Below are 22,720 nucleotides of genomic sequence, written 5' to 3' on the forward strand. Positions count from 1 at the left end.
GACGAAACGGCGGCACCCTGGTCAGTAGACGACGACGGGTCGTGGTGCATGCACCACGACCCGTCGTCGTCTCCGTCGCGAAGGGCTCAGTAGCTCCGGAACGCGACGACCGCGTTGTGGCCGCCGAACCCGAACGAGTTGCTGATGGCGAGCAGGTCACCGGACCCGAGCTCACGCGGCGTCGTGACGACATCGAGCGGGATCTCCGGGTCCTGGTTGTCGAGGTTGATGGTCGGCGGGATGACCCGGTGGTGCAGGGCGAGCGCTGTGTAGGCCGCCTCGATGGCACCCGCGCCGCCGAGGAGGTGACCGGTCGACGCCTTCGTCGCCGTCACGGCGATGTCGTCGAGGTGGGCACCGAAGACCCGACGCAGCGCGTTGTACTCCGCGATGTCGCCCACGGGCGTGCTTGTGGCGTGTGCGTTGACGTGCACGACGTCGTCGAGCGACGCGCCACCGTTCTCGACGGCCGCACGCATGGCGCGGGCCGCAGCTGAACCCTCGGGGTCGGGAGCCGTGATGTGGTACGCGTCGCTCGTCACCGCACCACCGAGGAGCTCGGCGTAGATACGGGCGCCACGGGCCTTGGCGTGCTCCTCGGTCTCGACGATGAGCGCTGCCGCGCCCTCTCCGAGGACGAATCCGTCGCGGTCGACGTCGTAGGGACGCGAGGCGATGGCGGGGTCGTCGTTGCGCTTGGACAACGCCTGCATCGCCGCGAAGGACGCGAGCGGGAGTGGGTGGATGGCGGCTTCGGAGCCACCGGCCACGACGATGTCGGCGAGGCCGGCCTGGAGGTGGTCGTAGGCGTTGGCGAGCGATTCGGTGCTCGACGCACAAGCGGAGACGACGGTGCGCTCTCCGCCTCGGGCGCCGAGGTCCATGCCGATCGCCGCTGCCGGGCCGTTCGGCATGAGCATCGGGACGGTCATGGGGAGGACGCGGCGGGGGCCCTTCTCGCGCAGGGTGTCCCAGGCGTCGAGGAGCGTCCACACGCCGCCGATGCCGGTGGCCCAGTCGACGAGGAGTCGCTCCGGGTCGACCTCGGGGGCGCCGGCGTCCTGCCAGGCCTCGCGCGCGGCGATCAGGGCGAACTGGCTCGACGGGTCGAGGCGCTTGACCTCACGACGGTCGAGGATGTCCGCGGTGGGGACGGCGGCCTGCGCGGCGAAGCGTACGGGCAGCTCGAGCTCTTCGGCCCATGGCTGCTCGAGACGGCTCGCACCGCTCTTGCCGGCGAGGAGGTTGTCCCAGGAGTCGGTGGCGTTGCCGCCGAGGGGAGTGGTGGCACCGATGCCGGTGATGACGATGCGTTTGGTGGTCATTCAGTCAAACCTTCTGTGGAGACGACGAGGGGGTCCGAGCCCTGCGGCGGTCGAGCCCGTGTCCGGACGGACGAGCCGCCTCGAACGCTGAAGGGCCGGTCGGCCAACTGCCGGCCGACCCTTCAGCACTGCGCTGGGACTAGCCCTGAGCCTTGACGATGAAGTCGACGGCGTCGCCGACGGTCTTCAGGTTCTTGACTTCTTCGTCCGGGATCTTCACGTCGAACTTCTCCTCCGCGTTGACGACGATGGTCATCATGGAGATCGAGTCGATGTCGAGGTCGTCGGTGAACGACTTGTCCAGCTCGACGGTGTCGGTCGCGATGCCGGTCTCGTCGTTGATCAGCTCGGCCAGGCCGGCGAGGACTTCTTCGGTGGACAGTGCCATTGTTCTACTCCTTGGGTGAGGTTTGACCGTAGTCGAGTGTAGTCGCGTCGGGCGTCCTGCTACGGCAGGACGACGACCTGAGCGCCGAAGACCAGTCCGGCACCGAACCCGATCTGCAGGGCGAGGCCGCCGCTGAGCTCGGGGTGCCCCTGGAGGAGCCGGTGGGTGGCGAGCGGGATGGATGCCGCCGAGGTGTTGCCGGTGGTCTCGATGTCGCGCGCGATGACGACGGTCTCCGGCAGCTTGAGCTGCTTGGCGAACTCGTCGACGATGCGCATGTTGGCCTGGTGCGGGATGAAGGCAGCGAGGTCGGAGGCTTCGACGCCCGCTTCCTCCAGGGCCTGCTTGGCGACCTTGGCCATCTCCCAGACCGCCCACCGGAAGACCGTCTGGCCCTCTTGGCGCAGGGTCGGCCAGGCGGCCGTGCCGTCGCGGAACTCGGTGAGCGTGCCGCTCATGCCGACGGCGTCGGCCTTCGAGCCGTCGGATCCCCACACGGTGGGGGAGATGCCGGGGAAGTCGCTCGGACCGACGACGGCCGCGCCTGCACCGTCGCCGAGGAGGAATGAGATCGACCGGTCGGTCGGATCGACGATGTCGGACAGCTTCTCGGCGCCGATGACGAGTGCGTAGTGGGCCGCGCCCGATCGGATGAGGGCATCGGCCTGGGCGATCGCGTAGGCGTATCCGGCACATGCGGCGTTGAGGTCGTAGGCGGCAGCGGGGTTCGCTCCGACGCGGTCGGCCACGACGGCCGCCATCGACGGGGACTGCTGGACGTTGCTGATCGTCGCGATGAGGACGAGGTCGACCTGTTCGGGCGAGATGCCCGCGGCCGCGATGGCCTCGGCGCCGGCTTCGGCTGCGAGGTCGACGGCGCTGACGTCGGCCGACGCCCGCGTGCGGGTGACGATTCCGGTGCGCTGCTGGATCCACTCGTCGGACGAGTTGATCGGACCGACGAGGTCGTCGTTCGGGACGCTGAGGTCTCCGCGAGCTGCGCCGAGGCCGAGGATGCGGGTGAACTCGGGACCGCGCGACTGCTTGAGGGTGGGGGTGGTCATTGACTGGTTCTCCGTCTGCGCTACTGCTGGGCGATGAGGTCGAGGGCTGCCGGCAGGTCGTCGGGGGTCTTGATGGCGACCGTCGGCACGCCCTTCAGGCCGCGACGTGCGAGTCCGGTGAGCGCCCCGGCGGGGGCGAGCTCGATGAGTCCGGTGATCCCTGCGGCGCTGAACGCGTCCATGCACAGGTCCCAGCGTACCGGGGAGGCGACCTGACCGATGAGGAGGTCGAAGAACGCCGTACCCGAGGTGACCTCGGTGCCGTCGTGGTTCGTCCAGATGCGGAGCGTCGGGTCCAGGGGCTCGACCGTGCGGCTCGCCCCGGCCAGCCAGTCGCGGGCCGACTGCATGTAGCTCGTGTGGAAGGCGCCTGCGACCTGCAACGGGATCACCCGCGTGCCCTTGAGCGGCTCGTCGGCGAGGCGGGCGAGGGCGTCATGCGCACCGGCGACGACGATCTGGCCGCCGCCGTTGTAGTTGGCGGGCTCCAGCCCGAAGGAACGGACGTGCGCGACGACGGCGTCCTGGTCGCCACCGAGGACGGCGCTCATGCCCGTCGGGGTGGTGGCTGCGGCTTCGGCCATTGCCACGGCGCGTTCGCTCACGAAGCTCATCGCGTCGCTGTCCGAGAGGATGCCGGCGCCGTATGCCGCGGTGATCTCGCCGACAGAGTGTCCGGCGATACCGCCGAACGGCGCGGCGTCGGCGGGGAGGGCCTTCCGCAGGGCGTCCAAGGCGACGATGCCGGCCGCGACGATGAGCGGCTGGGCCACCGCGGTGTCGCGGATGGTGTCGGCGTCGGAGACGGTGCCGTGCTTGACGAGGTCGAGTCCGGCTTCGTCGGAGAAGCGCGCGAGCGCGTCCTTCGCGGAGGCGTCCTGCAACCAGGGGTCGAGGAAGCCGGGGGTTTGGGAGCCCTGTCCAGGGCAGGCGATGACGATCACCGCTCTAGTCTGCCAACCGGAGGACGCCCAGCAGTGGAGCAACACCACGAACCTTTGGAAAATGTGTTGTGTGGAGTCCACAAAACCGACCGGTCGGACGGCCCTGCGAGCGTCAGGAGGTCAGCCGACGTCGGGACGGCTCGGGCTCAGCGATGGCACCGAGGATGAGGGCCGCCTGCAGGATGAGCGACTCGCGGGCACCGGTCGCGTCCCAGCCGATGACCTCGGAGACCCGCTTGAGGCGGTACCGGACCGTGTTGGGGTGCACGAAGAGCTCGCGCGCGGTCGCTTCGAGCGAGCGGCCGTTGTCGAGGTAGCACCAGAGCGTCGTCACGAGCTCGCCGGAGTAGTCCTTGAGCGGGCGGTAGACCCGCTCGATGAGCGTGGTCTTCGCCAGGTTGTCGCCGGCGAGGGCGCGTTCCGGAAGGAGGTCGTCCGCGGCGACCGGTCGTGGCGCGTGTCGCCAGGACTTCGCCACGGCGAAGCCGGCCAGTGCGGCCTTCGCGCTGCGCGACGCCTCGATGAGGGAGGGCACGGCGTGACCGAGTACCAGGTGTCCCGGCCCGAAGCCGTGCTCGAGCTTGGCGGCGATGTCGAGGAAGGTGAGTTGCGAGCTGGTGCGGGAGTCCGCGGCGGCCTGTTCGGCCTCGTCGACGGGCTCACCGTCTCCGGGCTCGGTGCTGGGTAGCTCGGCGCGCCCCAGGACGAGCACGAGCCGGTTGCCCTGGACGCCGATGAGCACGTCGGCGTCGAGGTGTCGGGCGGTCCGGCGGAGCATATCGACATCGAGCACCCGTGGGGTCGTCCCGACCAGGACGCAGGCCTCACCGTGCCCGTGCCACCCGAGGGCGGCGATCCGGCTGGGGAGCTCGTCGTCGGCCTCGCCACTGAGGATCGAGTCGACGACGAGGGCCTCGAGGCGGGCGTCCCAGAGGCCGCGCGCTTCGGCCGCGCGAGCGTACACGTCGGCCGAGGCGAACGCGATGTCGCGTGAGTAGAGGAGGATCGCCTCGCGGAGGTCGACGCTTCCGGACGCGACGCGTTCCTCGACGACCTCGACCGTGACCTTGATGAGTTGCAGCGTCTGCTGCAGGCTGACGGAACGGAGCAGCTCGCGAGGAGCCGCCCCGAACACGTCGGCGGCGATCCACGGCGTCGACCGGGGATCGTCGAACCACGAGATGAACGAACTGATGCCCGCCTGGGCCACCAGGCCGACCGCTGAGCGGCGGCCTGGTGGCATCTCGGCGTACCAGGGAAGGGTGTCCTCGAGGCGTTTGAGCGTCGCGGTCGCGAGCTCACCCGAGATCCGGCGGAGCCAGTCGAGTGTCTCGGCCTTCGTCTTCGTCTTCGTCACCGTGGTAGCGATGGAATCAGCTCTCGCCACCCGCGTTACCGGTGTTGCCGGCGTTCACGTCGTGGAGGCGGTAGCGGTCGATCGCCTGCTGCGGGAGGCTCGCATCGACCTCACCCCGAGCAGCGAGCTGCTGGAGGGTGCGGACGACGAGCGACGGGCCGTCGATCTTGAAGAAGCGACGGGCAGCGGCGCGCGTGTCGGAGAAGCCGAAGTCGTCGGCGCCCAGCGTCGCGAAGTCGCCAGGCACGAACTGACGGATCTGGTCCGGCACGGCGTGCATGTGGTCGGTCACGGCGACGAACGGACCTGCGGCACCGCTCAGCTTCTCCGTGACGTAGGGCACACGACGCTCCTCCTGCGGGTGCAGGAAGTTGTGCTGGTCGGCGGCGAGCCCATCGCGACGGAGCTCGGTCCAGCTCGTGACGCTCCAGACGTCTGCGGAGACGCCCCAGTCGTCGGCGAGCAGCTGCTGCGCTTCGATCGCCCACGGGACCGCGACACCGGAGGCCATCAGCTGAGCCTTCGGGCCCTGCTTGTCGCTCGTGCTGATGCGGTGGATACCGCGCACGATGCCGTCGACGTCCACGCCCTCGGGCTCGACGGGCATGACCATCGGCTCGTTGTACACCGTGAGGTAGTACATGACGTTCGGGTCCTCGTGCTCGCCGCCGTACATGCGCTGGATACCGCTGCGCACGATGTGCGCGATCTCATAGCCGTAGGCCGGGTCGTAGCTGACGACCGCCGGGTTCGACGACGAGAGCAGCAGCGAGTGGCCGTCGGCGTGCTGGAGGCCCTCACCCGTGAGCGTCGTGCGGCCGGCGGTCGCGCCGATCATGAAGCCACGGGTCATCTGGTCGCCGGCAGCCCAGATGGCGTCGGCGGTGCGCTGGAAGCCGAACATCGAGTAGAAGACGTAGACCGGGATGAGCGGCTCGCCCTGCACCGAGTACGAGGTTCCGATCGCGGAGAAGGCCGCGACGGCGCCCGCCTCGTTGATGCCCACGTGCACGATCTGACCCTGCGGGCTCTCCTTGTAGGCGAGCAGCAGTTCGCGGTCCACCGAGGTGTAGTGCTGACCGTTCGGGTTGTAGATCTTCGCGCTCGGGAAGAACGCGTCCATACCGAAGGTGCGTGCCTCGTCGGGGATGATCGGGACGATCCGGTTGCCGAAGTCCTTGGCGCGGAGGAGGTCCTTCAGCAGTCGGACGAACGCCATGGTGGTGGCGATCTCCTGCGTTCCGGAGCCCTTCTTCGCTGCCGCGTACGCGGAGTCGTCGGGCAGGTTCAGCTGCGTGTACTTGCTGCGACGCTCGGGGACATAGCCGCCGAGTGCGCGGCGGCGCTCGTGCAGGTACTGGATCGCCTCGTCGTCCTCGCCCGGGTGGTAGTAGGGCGGGAGGTAGGGGTTCTCTTCGAGCTGCGAGTCGGTGATCGGGATGCGCATCGTGTCCCTGAAGGTCTTCAGGTTGTCGAGCGTCATCTTCTTCATCTGGTGGGTCGCGTTGCGGCCCTCGAAGCTCGGGCCGAGGCCGTAGCCCTTGATCGTGTGCGCGAGGATGACCGTCGGCTGACCCTTGTGCTCACTGGCCGCCTTGAACGCCGCGTAGACCTTGCGGTAGTCGTGGCCGCCGCGCTTGAGGTTCCAGACCTCGTCGTCGGTGTAGCCCTCGACGAGCTTCAGGGCGCGCTCGTCGCGGCCGAAGAAGTTCTCGCGGACGTAGGCGCCGTCTTCCGTCTTGTACGTCTGGAAGTCGCCGTCGGGCGTGACGTTCATGAGGTTGAGGAGCGCGCCGTCGGTGTCGCGGTTGAGGAGGTCGTCCCACTCGCGGCCCCAGATGACCTTGATGACGTTCCAGCCGGCACCGCGGAAGAAGCTCTCGAGCTCCTGGATGATCTTGCCGTTGCCGCGGACGGGGCCGTCGAGGCGCTGCAGGTTGCAGTTGATCACGAAGTTGAGGTTGTCGAGGCCCTCGTTCGCGGCGACCTGGAGCTGACCGCGGCTCTCGACCTCGTCCATCTCGCCGTCGCCGAGGAACGCCCAGACCTGCTGGTCGCTGGCGTCCTTGATGCCACGGTTCGTGACGTACTTGGCGAGGTGCGCCTGGTAGATCGCGTTGATCGGGCCGAGACCCATCGACACCGTCGGGAACTGCCAGAAGTCCGGCATGAGGCGCGGGTGCGGGTACGAGGAGAGCCCGTGCGGCGCGTGCGACTTCTCCTGGCGGAAGCCGTCGAGCTGGTCGGTGCTGAGGCGGCCCTCGAGGAATGCGCGGGCGTAGGTGCCGGGGGAGGCGTGGCCCTGGATGTAGATCTGGTCGCCACCGCCCGGGGCGTCCTGGCCGCGGAAGAAGTGGTTGAAGCCGACCTCGTAGAGCGCGGCCGACGACGCGTAGGTGGAGATGTGTCCGCCGACACCGATGCCGGGGCGCTGCGCGCGGTGCACGGTCATGGCCGCGTTCCAGCGGATCCAGGCGCGGTAGCGGCGTTCGATGTCCTCGTCCCCCGGGAAGTCGGGCTCGTTCTCCGAGGCGATGGTGTTGATGTAGTCGGTGGTCGGCACCATCGGCACGCCGAGGTGCAGCTCCTTCGAGCGCTTCAGGAGGCTCAGCATGATGTCGCGGCCGCGGCCGCGGCCACGTTCGTCGACGAGGGCGTCGAGGGACTCATTCCACTCGGACGTCTCCTCAGGATCGGCGTCTACGTGGTTGGACGAGTATGGATCCTGGTCGTGAACAGTCACCGTCGACCTTTCTCTCGTGGCAGATCGTGCCTGGGTTGTGATGGTGAACTCCATGCGTCCTGATGGGTATGGACGCGGGCGCCACCTTTCACCCTATCCGGTCACCCCAGGGAACGGTGACCGAGCGGCGCACCCCTCCGGGTTTGTGCAGCTGCGGTGCGGGGTTAGGATGTGTGACCGGATCGGACCCGTCCACCGCTCGGGCGATCCGGAGCAGGCGAACCCGCCTGAAAGGACCCTCATGGCACTCGAGAACGACACCCTGGCACCCGACTTCGAACTGGCGAACCAGTTCGGTGAACTCGTCAGGTTGAGTCAGTTCCGCGGCAGTTCGGCTGTCGCCCTCGTCTTCTTCCCGTTGGCGTTCTCCGGCACCTGCACGGGGGAGCTGTGCGAGTTGCGCGACAACCTCAGCCTGTTCACGGACGACCAGGTCGCGCTCGTCGGCATCTCCGTCGACTCGAAGCACACGCTGCGCGCGTGGGCGGAGCAGGAGCAGTACGGCTTCCAGCTGCTCGCCGACTTCTGGCCGCACGGCCAGGTCGCCAAGGAGTACGGGGTGTTCCTGCAGGAGAAGGGGTTCGCGAACCGTGCGACCTTCCTCATCGACCAGCAGGGCATCATCCGTGAGAGCTTCATCACGGCACCGGGCGAAGCCCGCTCGCTCGCGGCCTACCGCGCCGCGCTCGAAGAGCTGCGTCAGCCGGCCTGAGTCCGGGCTCGCTCTGGTCGATCCGGATCGCCGGGCGTCTCAGCCGGTGATCGTGACCTCGGGTGCGCGCTCGTAGCGGATGAACCGGTAGGGGACACCCGTGCGGGATTCCGACCAGCCGTGCGCCGGATCGATCGTGACCGGCACCCACTCCTCGCCGATGGTCGGTGCGAAGGTGTCGCCCGCGACGTCGAGGTCGAGTTCGGTCACCTCGAGCCGGTCGGCAAGCGCGAGCGCTTCGGTGAAGAGACCCGCGCCGCCGGTGACCCAGGCCTGGCCGTTGCCGACGAGCTGTGCCGCTTCGAATGCATCCTCCAGGGAGTGCGCGACGATCGCGCCGTCGGCGGACCACGCGTGATCGCGGGTGACGACGATGTTCGGGCGTCCTGGGAGCGGACGGAACCGCGGGGGGAGTGAATCCCAGGTTCGGCGACCCATGATCACCGCGTCCGACCCGGTGAGCGCCTTGAAATGCGCGAGGTCTTCGGGGACGTGCCAGGGCATGTCGCCGTCTGCGCCGATGACGCCGTCGTGGGCCTGGGCCCAGATGAGTGCCAGGCTCATACGGCGACGGCCGCGCGGATGGCGGGGTGGTGCTGGTAGTCGACGATCTCGAGGTCGTCGTACTCCACGTCGAAGATGCTGTCGCGCTTCGTATTGATGCGCAGCTTCGGGTAGGGGAACGGTGCGCGCGTGAGCTGCTCCGTCACCTGCTCGACGTGGTTGTCGTAGATGTGGCAGTCGCCGCCCGTCCACACGAAGTCGCCGACCTCGAGGCCGACCTGCTCGGCGACGAGGTGGGTGAGGAGCGCGTAACTGGCGATGTTGAACGGAACGCCGAGGAAGAGGTCTGCGCTGCGCTGGTAGAGCTGGCAGGAGAGCTTGCCGTCGGCGACGTAGAACTGGAAGAAGGCGTGGCACGGGGCGAGCGCCATGTTGGGGATGTCGGCGACGTTCCAGGCGGAGACGATGATGCGGCGCGAGTTCGGATCGGTGCGCAGCTGGTCGATGACCTGCGAGATCTGGTCGATGTGCGAGCCGTCGGGGGTCGGCCAGGACCGCCACTGCACGCCGTACACGGGACCGAGTTCGCCCTGGTCGTCGGCCCATTCGTCCCAGATGGAGACGCCGTGCTCCTGCAGCCAGCGGACGTTGCCGTCGCCGCGGAGGAACCAGAGGAGTTCGTAGGCGATGGACTTCCAGTGCACCCGCTTGGTGGTGATGAGCGGGAAGCCCTCGGAGAGGTCGAAACGGAGCTGGCGGCCGAACACACTGCGCGTGCCGGTTCCGGTGCGGTCGCCTTTGGTGGCGCCATGCTCGAGCGTGTCGCGCAGGAGGTCTTCGTACGGGGTGGGGATCGTCGTATCCATCCCCTCGATCGTACGGCCAGCGACCGTCACCGCGCCCGACCGATCGTCCGGTGTCGCGACGGATGCGCGCGGACCAGGGTTGTGGAGCGTTCCGGCTCCGACGGGGACTCCGGCTAGACTCGACGAGTCGCATCGGATGGTTCCATCCGATCGCGGGCCTTTAGCTCAGCTGGTAGAGCGCCACGTTTACACCGTGGATGTCGTCGGTTCGATCCCGGCAGGGCCCACCGAAGGAAGCTCCCCGAGATCATGCGCATCTCGGGTCACCTTTCGGCCGATTCGGATGTCGCCTTCCCGTCAGAACCCGCCGGCGGCACGGACGGTGTAGTGCTCGGTGAGTGCGGTGACTTCTTCTGGGGTGAGGTCGATGTCGACGGCTGCCGCGGCGTCATCGAGGTGGCGGGGCTTGGTCGCTCCGATGATGGGGGCTGCGACGACGGGGTTGCTGAGCACCCACGCCATCGCGATCTGCGCCATGGGGACACCGCGGCTCTCCGCGACGCGTTGCACGGCGTCGATCACGGGGCGGTCCCGTTCGGAGTCAGCGAAGAAGCTGTTACCGACCGGGTCGTCGGAGGAGCGCTGCGTCTGCTCGCCGGCAGGGCGGGCGACGCGGCCCTTGGCGAGGGGGCTGTAGGGGATGCTGCCGACGCCTTGGTCTGCGAGCAAACCGAACATGTCGCGCTCTTCCTCTCGGTAGAGGAGCGAGTACTGGTCCTGCATGGACACGAACCGGGTCCAGCCGTGCAGGTCCGCAGCATGCTGCATCGTCGCGAATTGCCACGCCCACATCGCTGACGCGCCGAGGTAGCGCGCCTTGCCGGCCTTGACGACGTCGTGGAGGGCCTCCATCGTCTCTTCGATCGGGGTCTCGGGGTCGAAGCGATGGATCTGGTACAGGTCCACGTAGTCGGTGCCGAGGCGGGTCAGGGACGCGTCGATCTGCTGCATGATCGCCTTCCGCGACAGCCCGGCGACCTGCAGGCCGGGGCCGGTGCCGGGGGTGTCGGAGAAGTGGGCCTTGGTGGCGAGGACGATCTCGTCGCGGTTCGTGAACTGCCGGAGCGCTTCGCCGACGATACGTTCGGAATCGCCGTAGGAGTAGACGTTCGCGGTGTCCCAGAACGTGATGCCGAGGTCGAGTGCCTGCCGGAAGTACGGCAGGGCATCGTCCTTCGGGAGGGACCATGGCAGGTGGCCGCTGGCGGGGTCACCGAAGCTCATACAGCCGAGCGCGATGCGGCTGACTTTCAGGCCTGAGTTGCCGAGACGGGTGTGTTTCATGAGGTGTCCTCTCATCGGAGACGGTTGTGCGTGGGTGCCCGGGATGGGTGCTTGCGATGTCCAGCGGCCGAGCGTGGGTCAGGCCTCCGGGATCTCGCGGCCGAAGGCCCCGAGGGTGACCGCTTCGGGCTCGGGGCCGCCGCGGACGCCGGTCTCGAGGGCGTCGATCTGCGCGAGCTCGTCGTCGGTGAGGGCGAAGTCGAACACGTCGAGGTTCTCCGCGATGCGCTCGGGCTTGGTGGACTTCGGGATGACCTGGCGGCCCTGCTGGATGTGCCAGCGGAGCATCACCTGAGCGGCCGACTTGCCGTACCGCTCACCGATGCCGAGGATGACGGGTTCGTCGAAGCTCCGTCGCGCAGCGTCGCGGTAGGACGTGATGCCGCCGATCGGTGACCACGCCTGGGTGAGGATGCCGTGCTCAGTACCGAACGCCTGGACCTCGCGCTGCTGGAAGTACGGGTGGACCTCGATCTGGTTGACCGCGGGCACGACGCTCGTCGCGTCGAGGAGGCGGGTCAGGTGATCGACCATGAAGTTGCTCACGCCGATCGCCCGGACCTTGCCGTCGGCGAGGAGCTGTTCGAGGGCCCGGTACGCACCGATGGTCTGCTCGAACTCGCTCGGGAGAGCCTGGTGGAGGATGAGCAGGTCGAGCTGTTCGACACCCAACTTGCCGGCGCTCTTGGTGAAGGAGTGCAACGTCTCGTCGTAGCCGTAGTCGCTGATCCAGATCTTCGTCTCGATGAAGACCTCGGAACGGTCGAGGCCGGATGAGGCGATCGCGTCACCGACCCCGCGCTCGTTCGCGTAGGCGGCCGCGGTGTCGATGTGGCGGTAGCCGGCTTGCAGGGCGGCGGTGACCGCGGCGGTGGTCTCATCCGGCGGGGTCTGGAAGACGCCGAGCCCGAGAGCGGGGATGACGACGCCGTTGTTCAGAGTGAAAGTGTCCATACGTCGACGCTACGAGCACGGCCCAGCGGGGTGGGAGTTAAGGACGGTACCTCCCACGAGCGATCGCGGCGACGTACCGTTACAGGGTGGACATCACAGCGCAGGTGCAGCAGTTCCTGACCAGTCGACGTGCGAAACTCACGCCGCACGACGCTGGGCTCCCGGACCTGGGCGGCCAGCGGCGCGTCGCGGGGCTTCGCCGCGAGGAGGTCGCGATGCTCTCCGGTGTCAGCGTCGACTACTACGTCCGGCTCGAACGCGGCAACCTCGCCGGCGTCTCCGAGAGCGTCCTCGAAGCGCTGTCACGCGCCCTGCAACTCGACGAGGCCGAGCACGCCCACCTGCTCGATCTTGCTCACGCCGCGAACGCCTCCCCGGTCGCACGCCGACGAACACCCGCGAACCGGGTCCGCCCGACGATCCAACGACTCCTCGACAGCATGGGTGCCCCCGCCGTCATCAGGAACGGACGATCCGACATGCTCGCCACCAACACGCTCGGACGGGCACTGTACGCACCGATGTTCATCGACCCGGCAGGGACGCCGAACTCCGCGCGGTTCACGTTCCTCGACCCTCGCTCGAAGGACTTCTACCCCGACTGGGACCGCCTTGCTTCCGACCTCGTCGCCTCACTTCGCGGTCAAGCCGGCCGACGGCCCTATGACAAACGGCTCACCGATCTGATCGGCGAACTGTCCACCCGGAGCGAAGACTTCCGGGTCCGCTGGGCCGCGCACGACGTCCACGCCCACCGCGCCGGTAAGAAACGCATCCACCACCCCGTCATCGGCGGCATCGAACTCACCTTCGAAGCCATGGACCTCACCGCCGACGATGGCCTCTCACTCGTCGCTTACGGCGCGGAACCGGACTCATCCTCGGAACAGGCGCTCGCACTGCTCGCGAGCTGGGCGGCCACCCAAACGAACTCCAGACGTACTGATGCGAGGACAACCTGACGACATGCGTGGACGGATCCGGGTCGCTGGCACGGACCGGGCCCGACCGGGCTCAGCGCACGCTGACGAAGATCGGATTCGTGTACAGCCAGGTGTCGGCCCATGGGTCGGCAGGGGAGACCGGGTACGGCTGGGGTGCACGTGAGTCGACCTCGGCGCCGAGCGGACCGACCCCGTGCACCTGGCCATCGCTGCCGCGAAGGCGGACGTAGCCGTCCTCAGTGGCCGGCTCGAGGGGCATCACGACACGGAACGGGGAGTCGCTGCGGTCGGCGACGTCGAGCATCTCGACGACTCGGGTGCCTGGTGCGCGCTGTTCGTCACGGTCGGCGACGAGCCCGGTGACGCGCCCGCGGATCAGGTCGAGGTGCGCGAGTCTCGGCGTCGTGCCCCGCGAGGTCGGCGTCGTCGTGGGCGTGACATCGACCACGAGCTCGAGGGCTGTGCCGCTTTCGACGGTGAGGGTCCCACCCAAGGTGACGCCGGTCTCCGGCTGGTCGGTGGCACGGAGCACGACGGAGAGCCCGGCGACGAGGTGCCCGTGGTCGACCCAGACACGGCCGGCCCGGATCGCGTCGAGCAGGGAGACGGACGACCGGTCGACGGCCCCGACGTGCGTCCGACTGAACTCGCCCGGCCAGAAGTCGGCGCCGTTCTGGGGTGTGTCCGTGGCGATCGGGTCCGGCCGACGGCCGGCGCGGTTGAAGTTCGCGAGCGTCGCCCCGGACTCCCAGCCCGGCCCGGTCGGGAAGTCGCCGACGCGGGTCGCGTCGGACTCCTTGAGGTGCAGATCGCTGTTCGTGGTGATCCACCAGCGCCGTCCCTCGCTCAGGAGCGAGTCCCACACGCCGCCGACGACGGCCGTCGTCCAGTCGAACCCGCCGTGCGTCAGATAGGCCTCCGCGGGGTAGCCGGGGAAGGAGAACTCGCTGGGGGTGTTCTCGTACTCGCCACGCCGTGAGCGTTCGGTCGCGTTCGCTGCGATCGCTCCGGCCTGGGCGCCGGGAGCGCCCTCCATGCCGACGAACACCTCGGGGTCGGCGTCCTGCCAGGCACGGAGCTCGCCGGGCGAGTCGATGCCGAGGCGGGTCGGGTGGTTCGCCAGGACGATCACGTCGTCGATGACGCCTGCACGCTTCTGGGCGCCGAGCCAGGCGATCCCGTCGGTCGCGTGCACGAGCCACTCGGCGGCGTCTTCGGTGCCGGGGCGCGGTTTCTCCCATCCGTTGAGCTTGCCGTCGTGGTCGAGCTCGAAGCGGCGCAACACGAGGGTCGTCTGGGGCCCGGGCGCGATCAGCACGGTCGCGTGCTCGGCTCCCGGGATGTACCACTCGAGGCCCTGGAGCACGAGCATGTCGGGGCGAGCCGCCCGCGCGGTGTCGATCTCGCGTGCCGCGTTGAACACCCCGCCGACATTGGCATGTCCCTTGTTGCTGTGCTCGGTGAAGGCGATCGCGTCGACCGCGAAACGTTGCGCCTGATCGAGGATCGTCGTCATCGGGTACTTGGCGTCGTGCGAGTAGACCGAGTGCACGTGGTGGTCGAACACCAGCCAGGAGAGCGCATCCGGGTCGACGACTGCCGACGCCGACGGCAGCGGCGCGGCCTGGGCAGAAGCCGCGCTCCCGAGCCCCTGGGCGGTCGCTCCCACTGCGACCGTCGCAGCGACGGAAACCCCCAGGAAGGACCGGCGGGAGAGGCCGGGCCGGGCCGATGCGCCCCGCTTCACCTCGGGCACGGAGGATGAGCCACCGGTTGGCGCGGGCTGCTCGGGGCGGGGATCGAAGGGCATGGCATCACTTTCATCGGACGGACGCGCCGATCGTAGGCAGCGGAGGTGAACCTCGGCCCAACGGCCGGTGCCACGAGTGACGCCCCGCGTTCACGACCCATTCACCTGCGTGGGCGATAGTCCTGGCGTCACCGGGTATCCCCGTCCCGGAGGCCCACCGCACCCACCAAAGGTCCCGATGTCTTCCACCGTTCGCGTCATCCACCGTTCTCCGCTCCGTGCCGCAGGGCGCACCCTGCTCGTCACGGCAGCGCTCAGCGCCAGCGCGGTGCTCTGCCTCACCGGCGCTGGTGCTGCCGTCGCCGCCTCGGCGCCGGCACCGCTCACGCTGCGCGACACCGCCGGCGCCGCGGTCACGTCAGGTGACGCGCGCGCCGTCCCGTCGTTCGGCTCCGCGGTGCTCGCCGCGGGCTGCCCAGCCGATGCGGACGACGCCGCCCGACTCTCCGTGACGGCGGGAGGGGTCACCGTCGTCACGTCTCCGACCGTCACGGTGGCCGCCGGGCAGCCGGTCGAGGTGCCGATGGCCATCTCGTTCCAGGAGGTCGTGGACGGTGGCGTCGAACAGGGAGATGCGACCCTCGCGCTCGAGTGCCTCGTTCTCGAGTCAGGCATCCCGTCATCGGTGGTCACGGCGGCGACCCTGCCCGTCACGTTCGCCGCGGGAACCTGGTCCGTTCCCGGCGCTCAAGTTGAGCCGGTCCCTCCGACGGCCACGCCGACCGCTGGCCCGCCCTCGGGAGGTCCTGGAGCAGGGGCGATCGCGTCGCCGAGCCCGTCGGCCGCAGCACGACCCTCCGCTGACGGAGACCTGGCGCTGACGGGCTGGCAGCTCGGCGGGGCCGGCGTCGTCGCCGCCGGCCTGCTCGCGGGCGGAGCCGCCCTGCTCTTGCGCAGGCGTCTCCGGTAACCCATCGGCCCGGAGGCTGCGAGGGGGCGACCGCGGTCAGGTCCCGCTCGGTGTCTCCTCATCCGCTGCCAGGTTCTTCTGGACGGCGAACTGCGTCCGGTGCAACTCTTCGTACCGCCCGCCGGAAGCCAGCAGCTCGTCGTGCGTGCCCCGCTCCACGATCGAGCCGTCCTCGACCACGAGGATCAGATCCGCGCTGCGGATGGTTGAGAGCCGGTGCGCGATGACCATCGCCGTCCGGCCTTCGAGGGCCTCGCTGAGCGCCGCCTGCACCGCCGCCTCCGAGGTCGAGTCCAGTGCCGCTGTCGCCTCATCGAGGATGACGACGCGCGGCTGGGCGAGGAGCAGCCGCGCGATGGTCATCCGTTGGCGCTCACCACCGGAGAGTCGGTAGCCACGCTCGCCCACCATGGTGTCCAGCTGGTCCGGCAGGGACCGGATGAGCGGTTCGAGCCGCGCGCGGCGGACGGCGTCCCACACCTCGTCCTCGGACGCCTCCGGACGTGCGAGACGCAGATTGGAGCGGATGGTCTCGTGGAACAGGTGACCGTCCTGCGTCACCATGCCCAGGGTGTGCCGCATGGAGGCGAAGGCGACATCGCGAACGTCCGTCCCCGCGAGACGCACGGCGCCCTCGTCGACGTCATACAGCCGCGACAGCAGCTGCGCGATCGTGGACTTACCCGCTCCCGACGAGCCGACGAGGGCGACGGTCTGCCCCGGCTCGATCCGGAAGGAGACGCCGTGCAGCACCTCCTCGCCGCCGCGGGTGTCTAACGTCGAGACCTCTTCCAGAGAGGCCAGGGACACCTTGTCCGCCGACGGGTAGGCGAAGTGGACGTCGTCGAACTCGACGGACACCGGACCATCGGCGACGGTGACGGCGTCGGGCTTCTCCAGGATGAGCGGTTCCAGGTCGAGCACCTCGAACACGCGCTCGAAGCTGACCACCGCGCTCATGATCTCCACCCGGGCGTTCGCGAGGCCGGTCAGCGGTGCGTAGAGGCGGGTGAGCAGGAGCGCCAGGGTGACCACCTCACCGGTGTCCAGTTGCCCGGCGAGTGCGAGGATGCCGCCGAGGCCGTACACGAGGGCGAGGGCGAGGGCGGAGACGAGCATCAGCGCGGTGAAGAAGACGAACTGCAGCATCGCCGTCCGGACGCCGATGTCGCGGACGCGGGCGGCACGGACGCGGAACTCCTCAGCCTCCTGATCCGGTCGACCGAACAGCTTGACGAGCGTGGCACCGGGCGCTGAGAACCGTTCGGTCATCTGCGTGCTCATGGCCGAGTTGTGGTCGGCGGCTTCGCGACGCAGCGCGGCGAGACGGCTACCCATGCGGCGCGCGGGTACCAGGAAGATGGGGAGCATCACCACGGCGAGGACCGTCACGAGCCATGACGTGCTGAGCATGACGATCAGCGTGAGGATCAGGGCCACGAGGTTCGTGATCACGCCGGACAGCGTGCCGCTGAAGGCCTGCTGCGCGCCGATCACGTCGTTGTTGAGGCGGCTCACGAGCGCGCCCGTCCTGGTGCGGGTGAAGAACGCGATCGGCATCTGCTGCACGTGGTTGAAGACGGCGGTGCGGAGGTCCAGGATCACGCCTTCGCCGATTCGCGCCGAATACCAGCGCGTCACGAGCGACACGGCGGCGTCCGCCACGGCCACGAGGGCGATGACGACGGCGAGCCGGACGATCGTGGCCACCTCGCCCCGGGCGACGATGACATCGACCACCTGGCCGGCGAGCACCGGCGTCGCGACCGCGAGGAACGCTCCCGCGACGGAGAGGGCGATGAAGACCAGCAACTTGGACCGGTAGGGCACCGCGAACGTCATGATGCGCCGCACGGACTCACGGGAGATGCCGTGCTTCCCGTCCTTGGCGGTCGAGATCTTGTACAGCGAGCTCCAGGCCGCGCTCTCCATGCTCATTGCGACTCCTCACGCCCCGCTGCGCATGAGCACGTCCCCGACCCCGGTCACGACCCGGGTGGCGACGCGAACGCAGACCTGCGAGAGCGTATCAGCCTCGCCGTTCCCGACCTGAACGCTCTGGCGTCGTCAGCGTTCGGCGCGCAGGGCCGTCCACATCACGACGAAGGCGGCGGCGATGCCGAGCACGCTTCCGGCGAGCCCGACGATCATGGCGGGATGGCCGGTGTCGGCGAGGCCGATCGAGCAGGCGACCACACCGACGCCGGACGCCATCAGCGCGACGAAGCTGAAGGCGGCGAGGATGAAGCGCTTCGTGGTCCGGGTGGGATCGGGGGCGGGAGGGAGCGACATCGTGTCTCGTTTCCGCCGTCGCGTGGGCTGCGTCGGCTCTTCGGCATCAGGCTAGAGGGCCGCCGATCGATGCGGTGAGGGGGTATCCCCGGTCCTCACGACAGAACGGTCACGAGCGTCTCCGGATCTCGTGGACGAGGAGCCAGACGAGGTAACCGCCACCCACGATCACGGTGACGACCCCCACCGGCAGCGACGTCGGCAGCAGGTGCTGCGCGACGACGTCGGATGCCAGTAGCACGAGCGCCCCGAGCAGAGCAGACGGCACCAGTGCGATGCCGGCGGTGCGGGTGATCCGCTGCGCGATCTGCGGGGCGGCGAGGGCGACGAAGGCGATGGGTCCGGCCGCGCCCGTGACGACAGCCGTGAGCGCGACGGCGCACGCCACGAGACCGAGCCGCGAACGTTCGACCCGCGAGCCCAGCGCCTTCGCCGCGTCGTCGCCGAGCTCGAGCTGGCGGAGCGAACCACCGAGCGGACCGAGGGCGATGATGATGGTCAGGATCACGACTGCGGCCGGAAGCAACTGCGCCCAACCGACGCTGTTCAGCGAGCCGGCACCCCAAACGGTGGCGAGCATCGCGACTTCGAGCTTCGCCCGCAGTACGAGGTAGGAGCTGAGCGCCTCGAGCATGGCCGAAACACCGATGCCCACGACGATGAGACGGAAGCCCTGGACGCCTCGACGGTAGCTGAGGAGGTAGACCAGCGCTGTGGCGATCAGCCCGCCACCGATGGCGCCGCCCGCGACGGCTGCCGACCCGGCGCCCGCGCCGATCACGATGATCACGATGAGACCGCCCGCGTACGATCCCGCAGTGAGCCCGATGATGTCGGGGCTCGCGAGGGGGTTCCGGGTGAGGGACTGGAAGATCGCACCGGAGAGCCCGAGGGCTCCTCCGAACAGGAGGGCGGCGAGGACCCGTGGGAGGCGCCATTCGAGCACCACCGTCTGCACCAGGGTGCTCGGTCCGCCGAGGAACGCCGACGCCACCTCGTCGACCGACAGCGGCAGATCGCCGAGACACAGCGCGAGCAACGCCAGGGCCAAGAGGACCACGCAGAACACCCCGCACACGACGATCGTGCGCAGCCGGACACGGAGGGAGAGCGAGCGCCGCCGACACACGACCGCGCGCGGTCCCGTCTCGACCCCGGTCACAGTGCGCTCGCCTTCGCGCGCCGCACAAGGTGGATCAGCACGGGCGCACCGATGAACGCGGTGACGATCCCGACCGGGACGTCACTCGGCCAGAGGATCACGCGACCGATCACGTCGGAGGTGAGCAGCACGGCCGGCGCGATCAGGATCGAGTACGCCACGATCCACCGCTGGTCGGGGCCGACGATCCAGCGCGCGATGTGGGGCACCATGAGGCCCACGAAGCCGACCGGTCCGGCGATCGCGGTCGCCGCACCCGCCAGCAGGGTGATCGCCACGACGGCGAGCACGCGCGTGCGCAAGAGGCGCATGCCGAGTGAGGAGGCGAGATCCTCGCCCAGCGCCAGGGCGTTCAGCGACCTCGCACTGAACAGCGCGATGACGACGCCCGCGAGGACGAAGGGGAGTGCGGGCAGGATGACGTCGAAGCCGCGTTCAACGAAGGACCCGGCGTTCCAGCCGCGGAGCTGCCTGAAGGTGACCGGATCGAGGAGCATCATCGCGGTCGTGATGCCGCTGAGCACAGCGGCAAGGGCGACGCCGGCGAGGGTCAGCCGGACAGGATCCGCGCCACCACGTCCCGCCGAGCCGATCAGGTAGACCAGGGCGGTCACGATCAGGGCTCCCAGGAACGCGAACGGGAGGTACTGCACAGGTGTGCGAGCGCCGAGCAGGACACCGATCGCGACGAAGAGCGCCGCGCCCGCGTCGACGCCGAGGATGCCCGGATCGCCGAGGGGATTGCGGGTGAGGCCCTGGATGAGAGCGCCCGAGACGCCGAGCCCCACACCGACGACGAGTCCGGCCACGGTGCGGGGGATCCGCAGATCGAGGACGACCAGATCGGTGACGGAGTCATCGGGCCTCGTGAGTGCCTGCCAGACGTCCGTCGGGCCCACGGGGTGAGACCCCACGAGGACGCTGAGCAGGATCGCGGTCGCGAGTGCCGCGACCGCGATCCCGAGCCCCAGCGAACGGCGCCCGCGAGGGGTGCGGGAGGTCACCGACGGGTCAGCCGTCGACGCTCTGTGGAGCTGTGCCGGCGACGGCGTCCACCAGGCGCGGCACCAACTGCTCGAGGACGTACTTCTGGCTGAGTGGGGTGAGGAAGTAGATCGCGCCAGCGAGCTCGCCGTCGGTGAAGACCGCGTGCCCGCCGGTCACGGCGTCGAGGCTCGAGGTGGTGCCGAATCCCAGCACCTCCTGGACGGCATCCGCTGACTCCGTGGCGAAGACGATCACGTCAGCATCGATGACGCCGACGTTCTCCGCGGCGATCTGCGCCTGTCCGCCCTCGCTCGGGACGTACTGCTGCAACCCGGGCGTGATCGTGAACCCGAGATCCGTCAGGAAGTCGGTGTTGAGGCCGTCGGGGTAGACCCACAGGTTGCCGTCCCACGGCCCACCCTGCGAGAAGGTCGCCGTGAGGCCCGCGAACTCCGGGTGCGCTGCTGCGGCCGCCGCGTAGGCCTCGTCGACGCCGGTGATGAGCGCCTCGCCTTCCGCCGACCGACCCACGGCTTGGGCGACCATCCTGGTCTGGTCCCGCCAGTCCGCGAAGTAGAGCCCCGCGCCCTCCTCATTGGTCACGGTCGGGGCGATCTCCGCGAGCTTCCCGTAGTTCTCCTCGGTCATGCCGGCGTTCGTCCCGATGATCAGGTCCGGCCGCAGTGACGCGATCTTCTCGTACTCGAACCCGTCGGTCGTGGTGAGGACGGTCGGCTCGGCATCGCCCAGGAGGTCCGTCGCCCACGGCCACACCGCATACGGCTGCTCGCCGTACCATTCCGTCGTCGCGATCGGTGTGACACCCAGTTCGAGGAGGATGTCCTGCTCGGTCAGGCCGACCACGACGATCCGCTGCGGTTCCGACGGGATGATCGTCTCGCCGTACTCGTGCTCGATCGTCACCGGGAACGAGTCGCTCGGCTCGGTCGTGTAGTTCGGGTTCTCGGCGGTCGTCGAGGCGGCGCTCGAGCAGGCGGAGAGTGCGACTCCGACGAGGGCGAGCGCGCTCATCGCGGCAAGGAGGCGAGCGGCCCTCGCGCTCGGGGCGCGGTGGTGCTTCGGAACGATCATGGGGTCCTTCATCGGTTCGGCTGGCGGGATGACGACAGTCAGGTTAGCCTTGCCTAATCGCTTCGCGCTATCGCGCTGAGTGGACAGGACTTGTCGAATGGAGACAGCTGGATGTCTGGTCGCGATCACTCGGACGGCGGAATCGAGCTTGTCGGCCCGCTGGATGACGGCGAGAGGACATCGGGGGAATTCCGGCTTTCTCGCTCGCGGGTCGACGCGACGACACGGTTCGACGAGCACTCCCACCGCGAAGACCAACTCGCGTGGATGAGCTCCGGCTCGATGGAGGTGTCGGTCCTCGGCGATCGACGGCGAATGCGGCGAGAGCACCTCGCCTGGATCCCCGCGGGGATGGTGCACGAGATGAGCTTCAGCGAACCCGGAGAGCTCATCAGCGTCTACGCCGACCCGGAACTGCGCCCACAAGGCGGCCGTTGGAACGGTGCACGGACCGTCCGGGTCGACGACCTCTCGGGAGCGCTGCTGGCGCATCTGCTCGACGCCGACCCGACCGGGCGCCGTCGATGGCGGTGCTGGACGCTCCTGGTCGACCTGCTCTCGGCTGCGGCTCGCGACGATGAGGCGTTGGCCATGCCCCGTGAACCGCGTGCGCGTGCCATCGCGTCGGCCCTGATGGCGGACCCCGCCGACCCGCGCGGACTCGACGATTGGGCGTCGGCGGCGGGCGTCAGCTCGAAGACGATCGGACGGGCGTTCGTGGACGGCACGGGATGCACCTTCCGCGAGTGGCGGGTCCGCGTGCGCCTGCATGCTGCCGCGGGCATGCTCGGACGGGGTGCCGCCGTGCAGGACGTCGCACCCGCGGTCGGCTACGAGTCGGTGAGCAGCTTCATCGGGGCGTTCCGGACCCGGTTCTCCGTGACCCCCGCCGTCTACGCCGCGAGGAGCCGCTCGGCGGAGGTCAACTGATGCGATGACGGATGCGGATTCAGGCGACCTGGGGAGAGCGACCGTCTCCGTTGGTCTGGCCGACGCCTCGGCTTCCGCTCTAGGGTGGCCGTATGGCCCACCCGCACGCACGGCGGGCGACCACTCGGACACGTCTCGTCCTCCGGGTGATCGCCGGTGTCGTCGCCGCCGCGGCCGCGATCGTGTTCCTGCTGGCGATCTGGATGGTGGTGTCGAGCCGGTTCGGCTGGGACGACCGCGACCTCCACGGGTACAGCCTGCTCTTCGGCACCCCGATCGCACTCTTCGCCGGTCTGGTCGTGGCGGTCTCGCTGCCGCTGGCTGTGCCGCCGGAGCACCGGAGCCGTACGCGGGCCGTGACCCTGGGAGTGCTTGCGGCGACCGTCGTGCTGCTCGTCATCGCGGTCGTCACCGCCTGATTCCGCCCAGCGCGACCCCTCCCGACGGAGTCT

The 22,720-nt window shown here is 69.1% G+C and carries 21 protein-coding genes and 1 tRNA gene; 6 read left to right on the plus strand and 16 right to left on the minus strand.

From position 1 onward, the window contains the following. Positions 1–86: 86 nt before the first annotated feature. The 6 genes from ACLIME_RS04325 to aceE all read right to left on the minus strand — a co-directional run bounded on the left by ACLIME_RS04325 (position 87) and on the right by aceE (position 7,821). On the minus strand, positions 87–1,325 hold the full coding sequence (locus ACLIME_RS04325) for a beta-ketoacyl-[acyl-carrier-protein] synthase family protein (RefSeq protein WP_071260783.1): 1,239 nt from the start codon (positions 1,323–1,325) through the stop codon (positions 87–89). Positions 1,326–1,464: 139 nt separating this feature from the next. Next, entirely contained in the window at positions 1,465–1,713 is a 249-nt protein-coding gene (locus ACLIME_RS04330; protein ID WP_056006457.1) for an acyl carrier protein, read from the minus strand. Between the two features lie 59 nt (positions 1,714–1,772). Beyond that, positions 1,773–2,777 (minus strand): beta-ketoacyl-ACP synthase III, encoded by a 1,005-nt coding sequence (locus ACLIME_RS04335; RefSeq protein ID WP_079705772.1) that lies wholly within the window; start codon positions 2,775–2,777, stop codon positions 1,773–1,775. Positions 2,778–2,797: 20 nt separating this feature from the next. After that, complete coding sequence (locus ACLIME_RS04340; RefSeq protein ID WP_411558270.1) at positions 2,798–3,721, minus strand: ACP S-malonyltransferase; 924 nt, start codon at positions 3,719–3,721, stop codon at positions 2,798–2,800. Between the two features lie 112 nt (positions 3,722–3,833). Continuing rightward, positions 3,834–5,078: a helix-turn-helix domain-containing protein gene (locus tag ACLIME_RS04345; protein WP_192005041.1), complete on the minus strand. Its 1,245-nt coding sequence runs from the start codon at positions 5,076–5,078 to the stop codon at positions 3,834–3,836. 16 nt (positions 5,079–5,094) lie between these two features. Then, positions 5,095–7,821, minus strand: coding sequence for a pyruvate dehydrogenase (acetyl-transferring), homodimeric type (aceE, locus tag ACLIME_RS04350; RefSeq protein WP_085510736.1), 2,727 nt, complete (start codon positions 7,819–7,821; stop codon positions 5,095–5,097). 241 nt (positions 7,822–8,062) lie between these two features. On the opposite strand from aceE, the gene ACLIME_RS04355 reads away from it, so the two are divergent. Further along, positions 8,063–8,533, plus strand: a complete 471-nt coding sequence (locus ACLIME_RS04355) for a peroxiredoxin (RefSeq protein WP_159878548.1) — start codon at positions 8,063–8,065, stop codon at positions 8,531–8,533. A 39-nt stretch (positions 8,534–8,572) separates the two neighbouring features. Here the strand turns inward: ACLIME_RS04355 and ACLIME_RS04360 are convergent, their stop codons facing one another. Beyond that, positions 8,573–9,097 (minus strand): dihydrofolate reductase, encoded by a 525-nt coding sequence (locus tag ACLIME_RS04360; protein ID WP_124769224.1) that lies wholly within the window; start codon positions 9,095–9,097, stop codon positions 8,573–8,575. Beyond that, complete coding sequence (locus ACLIME_RS04365) at positions 9,094–9,903, minus strand: thymidylate synthase (RefSeq protein WP_124769225.1); 810 nt, start codon at positions 9,901–9,903, stop codon at positions 9,094–9,096. The genes ACLIME_RS04360 and ACLIME_RS04365 overlap by 4 nt, the downstream gene beginning before the upstream one ends. A gap of 154 nt (positions 9,904–10,057) precedes the next feature. Here ACLIME_RS04365 and ACLIME_RS04370 point away from each other — a divergent pair. Then, positions 10,058–10,130, plus strand: a tRNA-Val gene (locus tag ACLIME_RS04370). A gap of 70 nt (positions 10,131–10,200) precedes the next feature. Here ACLIME_RS04370 and ACLIME_RS04375 read toward each other — a convergent pair. Together ACLIME_RS04375 and ACLIME_RS04380 are read right to left on the minus strand one after the other, a co-directional pair. Then, positions 10,201–11,187, minus strand: a complete 987-nt coding sequence (locus tag ACLIME_RS04375) for an aldo/keto reductase (RefSeq protein ID WP_411558271.1) — start codon at positions 11,185–11,187, stop codon at positions 10,201–10,203. A 78-nt stretch (positions 11,188–11,265) separates the two neighbouring features. Continuing rightward, complete coding sequence (locus ACLIME_RS04380) at positions 11,266–12,141, minus strand: aldo/keto reductase (RefSeq protein WP_411558272.1); 876 nt, start codon at positions 12,139–12,141, stop codon at positions 11,266–11,268. 86 nt (positions 12,142–12,227) lie between these two features. Here ACLIME_RS04380 and ACLIME_RS04385 point away from each other — a divergent pair, with 86 nt between their 5' ends. Then, complete coding sequence (locus tag ACLIME_RS04385) at positions 12,228–13,103, plus strand: helix-turn-helix transcriptional regulator (RefSeq protein ID WP_411558273.1); 876 nt, start codon at positions 12,228–12,230, stop codon at positions 13,101–13,103. A 52-nt stretch (positions 13,104–13,155) separates the two neighbouring features. On the opposite strand, the gene ACLIME_RS04390 is transcribed toward ACLIME_RS04385, so the two are convergent. Then, positions 13,156–14,895 (minus strand): PHP domain-containing protein, encoded by a 1,740-nt coding sequence (locus tag ACLIME_RS04390; RefSeq protein ID WP_411558274.1) that lies wholly within the window; start codon positions 14,893–14,895, stop codon positions 13,156–13,158. 178 nt (positions 14,896–15,073) lie between these two features. Between ACLIME_RS04390 and ACLIME_RS04395 the strand changes: the two genes are divergently transcribed. Beyond that, the gene (locus ACLIME_RS04395) at positions 15,074–15,805 is read left to right on the plus strand and encodes a hypothetical protein (RefSeq protein WP_411558275.1); all 732 of its coding nucleotides are present in this window, start codon (positions 15,074–15,076) and stop codon (positions 15,803–15,805) included. 36 nt (positions 15,806–15,841) lie between these two features. On the opposite strand, the gene ACLIME_RS04400 is transcribed toward ACLIME_RS04395, so the two are convergent. The 5 genes from ACLIME_RS04400 to ACLIME_RS04420 all read right to left on the minus strand — a co-directional run bounded on the left by ACLIME_RS04400 (position 15,842) and on the right by ACLIME_RS04420 (position 21,338). Beyond that, on the minus strand, positions 15,842–17,743 hold the full coding sequence (locus ACLIME_RS04400) for an ABC transporter ATP-binding protein (RefSeq protein WP_124769231.1): 1,902 nt from the start codon (positions 17,741–17,743) through the stop codon (positions 15,842–15,844). A gap of 129 nt (positions 17,744–17,872) precedes the next feature. Continuing rightward, on the minus strand, positions 17,873–18,097 hold the full coding sequence (locus tag ACLIME_RS04405) for a hypothetical protein (RefSeq protein ID WP_079705792.1): 225 nt from the start codon (positions 18,095–18,097) through the stop codon (positions 17,873–17,875). Positions 18,098–18,206: 109 nt separating this feature from the next. Further along, the gene (locus tag ACLIME_RS04410; RefSeq protein ID WP_411558276.1) at positions 18,207–19,259 is read right to left on the minus strand and encodes a FecCD family ABC transporter permease; all 1,053 of its coding nucleotides are present in this window, start codon (positions 19,257–19,259) and stop codon (positions 18,207–18,209) included. Further along, a complete protein-coding gene (locus ACLIME_RS04415; protein ID WP_411558277.1) occupies positions 19,256–20,263 on the minus strand; it encodes a FecCD family ABC transporter permease in 1,008 nt (335 codons plus the stop codon). Before ACLIME_RS04415 ends, ACLIME_RS04410 begins: the two co-directional genes overlap by 4 nt. A gap of 7 nt (positions 20,264–20,270) precedes the next feature. Next, entirely contained in the window at positions 20,271–21,338 is a 1,068-nt protein-coding gene (locus ACLIME_RS04420) for an ABC transporter substrate-binding protein (RefSeq protein ID WP_206428236.1), read from the minus strand. A 267-nt stretch (positions 21,339–21,605) separates the two neighbouring features. Between ACLIME_RS04420 and ACLIME_RS04425 the strand changes: the two genes are divergently transcribed. Next, on the plus strand, positions 21,606–22,268 hold the full coding sequence (locus tag ACLIME_RS04425; RefSeq protein WP_411558278.1) for a helix-turn-helix domain-containing protein: 663 nt from the start codon (positions 21,606–21,608) through the stop codon (positions 22,266–22,268). Between the two features lie 92 nt (positions 22,269–22,360). After that, positions 22,361–22,687 carry a hypothetical protein gene (locus ACLIME_RS04430; protein ID WP_124769234.1) on the plus strand — a complete coding sequence of 109 codons (327 nt, stop codon included), beginning with the start codon at positions 22,361–22,363 and terminating at the stop codon, positions 22,685–22,687. Positions 22,688–22,720: the final 33 nt, after the last annotated feature.

It is taken from the genome of Plantibacter sp. MPB07, assembly GCF_046619465.1.
In the GTDB taxonomy this organism is placed as follows: Bacteria; Actinomycetota; Actinomycetes; order Actinomycetales; family Microbacteriaceae; genus Plantibacter; species Plantibacter auratus.

What these genes read in the sequence shown, in the direction of transcription:
- ACLIME_RS04325 (WP_071260783.1), bottom strand. Translation starts at nt 1,325, where the DNA reads ATGACCACCAAACGCATCGTCATCACCGGCATCGGTGCCACCACTCCC.
- ACLIME_RS04330 (WP_056006457.1), bottom strand. Translation starts at nt 1,713, where the DNA reads ATGGCACTGTCCACCGAAGAAGTCCTCGCCGGCCTGGCCGAGCTGATC.
- ACLIME_RS04335 (WP_079705772.1), bottom strand. Translation starts at nt 2,777, where the DNA reads ATGACCACCCCCACCCTCAAGCAGTCGCGCGGTCCCGAGTTCACCCGC.
- ACLIME_RS04355 (WP_159878548.1), top strand. Translation starts at nt 8,063, where the DNA reads ATGGCACTCGAGAACGACACCCTGGCACCCGACTTCGAACTGGCGAAC.
- ACLIME_RS04360 (WP_124769224.1), bottom strand. Translation starts at nt 9,097, where the DNA reads ATGAGCCTGGCACTCATCTGGGCCCAGGCCCACGACGGCGTCATCGGC.
- ACLIME_RS04365 (WP_124769225.1), bottom strand. Translation starts at nt 9,903, where the DNA reads ATGGATACGACGATCCCCACCCCGTACGAAGACCTCCTGCGCGACACG.
- ACLIME_RS04375 (WP_411558271.1), bottom strand. Translation starts at nt 11,187, where the DNA reads ATGAAACACACCCGTCTCGGCAACTCAGGCCTGAAAGTCAGCCGCATC.
- ACLIME_RS04380 (WP_411558272.1), bottom strand. Translation starts at nt 12,141, where the DNA reads ATGGACACTTTCACTCTGAACAACGGCGTCGTCATCCCCGCTCTCGGG.
- ACLIME_RS04390 (WP_411558274.1), bottom strand. Translation starts at nt 14,895, where the DNA reads ATGCCCTTCGATCCCCGCCCCGAGCAGCCCGCGCCAACCGGTGGCTCA.
- ACLIME_RS04395 (WP_411558275.1), top strand. Translation starts at nt 15,074, where the DNA reads ATGTCTTCCACCGTTCGCGTCATCCACCGTTCTCCGCTCCGTGCCGCA.
- ACLIME_RS04400 (WP_124769231.1), bottom strand. Translation starts at nt 17,743, where the DNA reads ATGAGCATGGAGAGCGCGGCCTGGAGCTCGCTGTACAAGATCTCGACC.
- ACLIME_RS04405 (WP_079705792.1), bottom strand. Translation starts at nt 18,097, where the DNA reads ATGTCGCTCCCTCCCGCCCCCGATCCCACCCGGACCACGAAGCGCTTC.
- ACLIME_RS04420 (WP_206428236.1), bottom strand. Translation starts at nt 21,338, where the DNA reads ATGATCGTTCCGAAGCACCACCGCGCCCCGAGCGCGAGGGCCGCTCGC.
- ACLIME_RS04425 (WP_411558278.1), top strand. Translation starts at nt 21,606, where the DNA reads ATGAGCTCCGGCTCGATGGAGGTGTCGGTCCTCGGCGATCGACGGCGA.
- ACLIME_RS04430 (WP_124769234.1), top strand. Translation starts at nt 22,361, where the DNA reads ATGGCCCACCCGCACGCACGGCGGGCGACCACTCGGACACGTCTCGTC.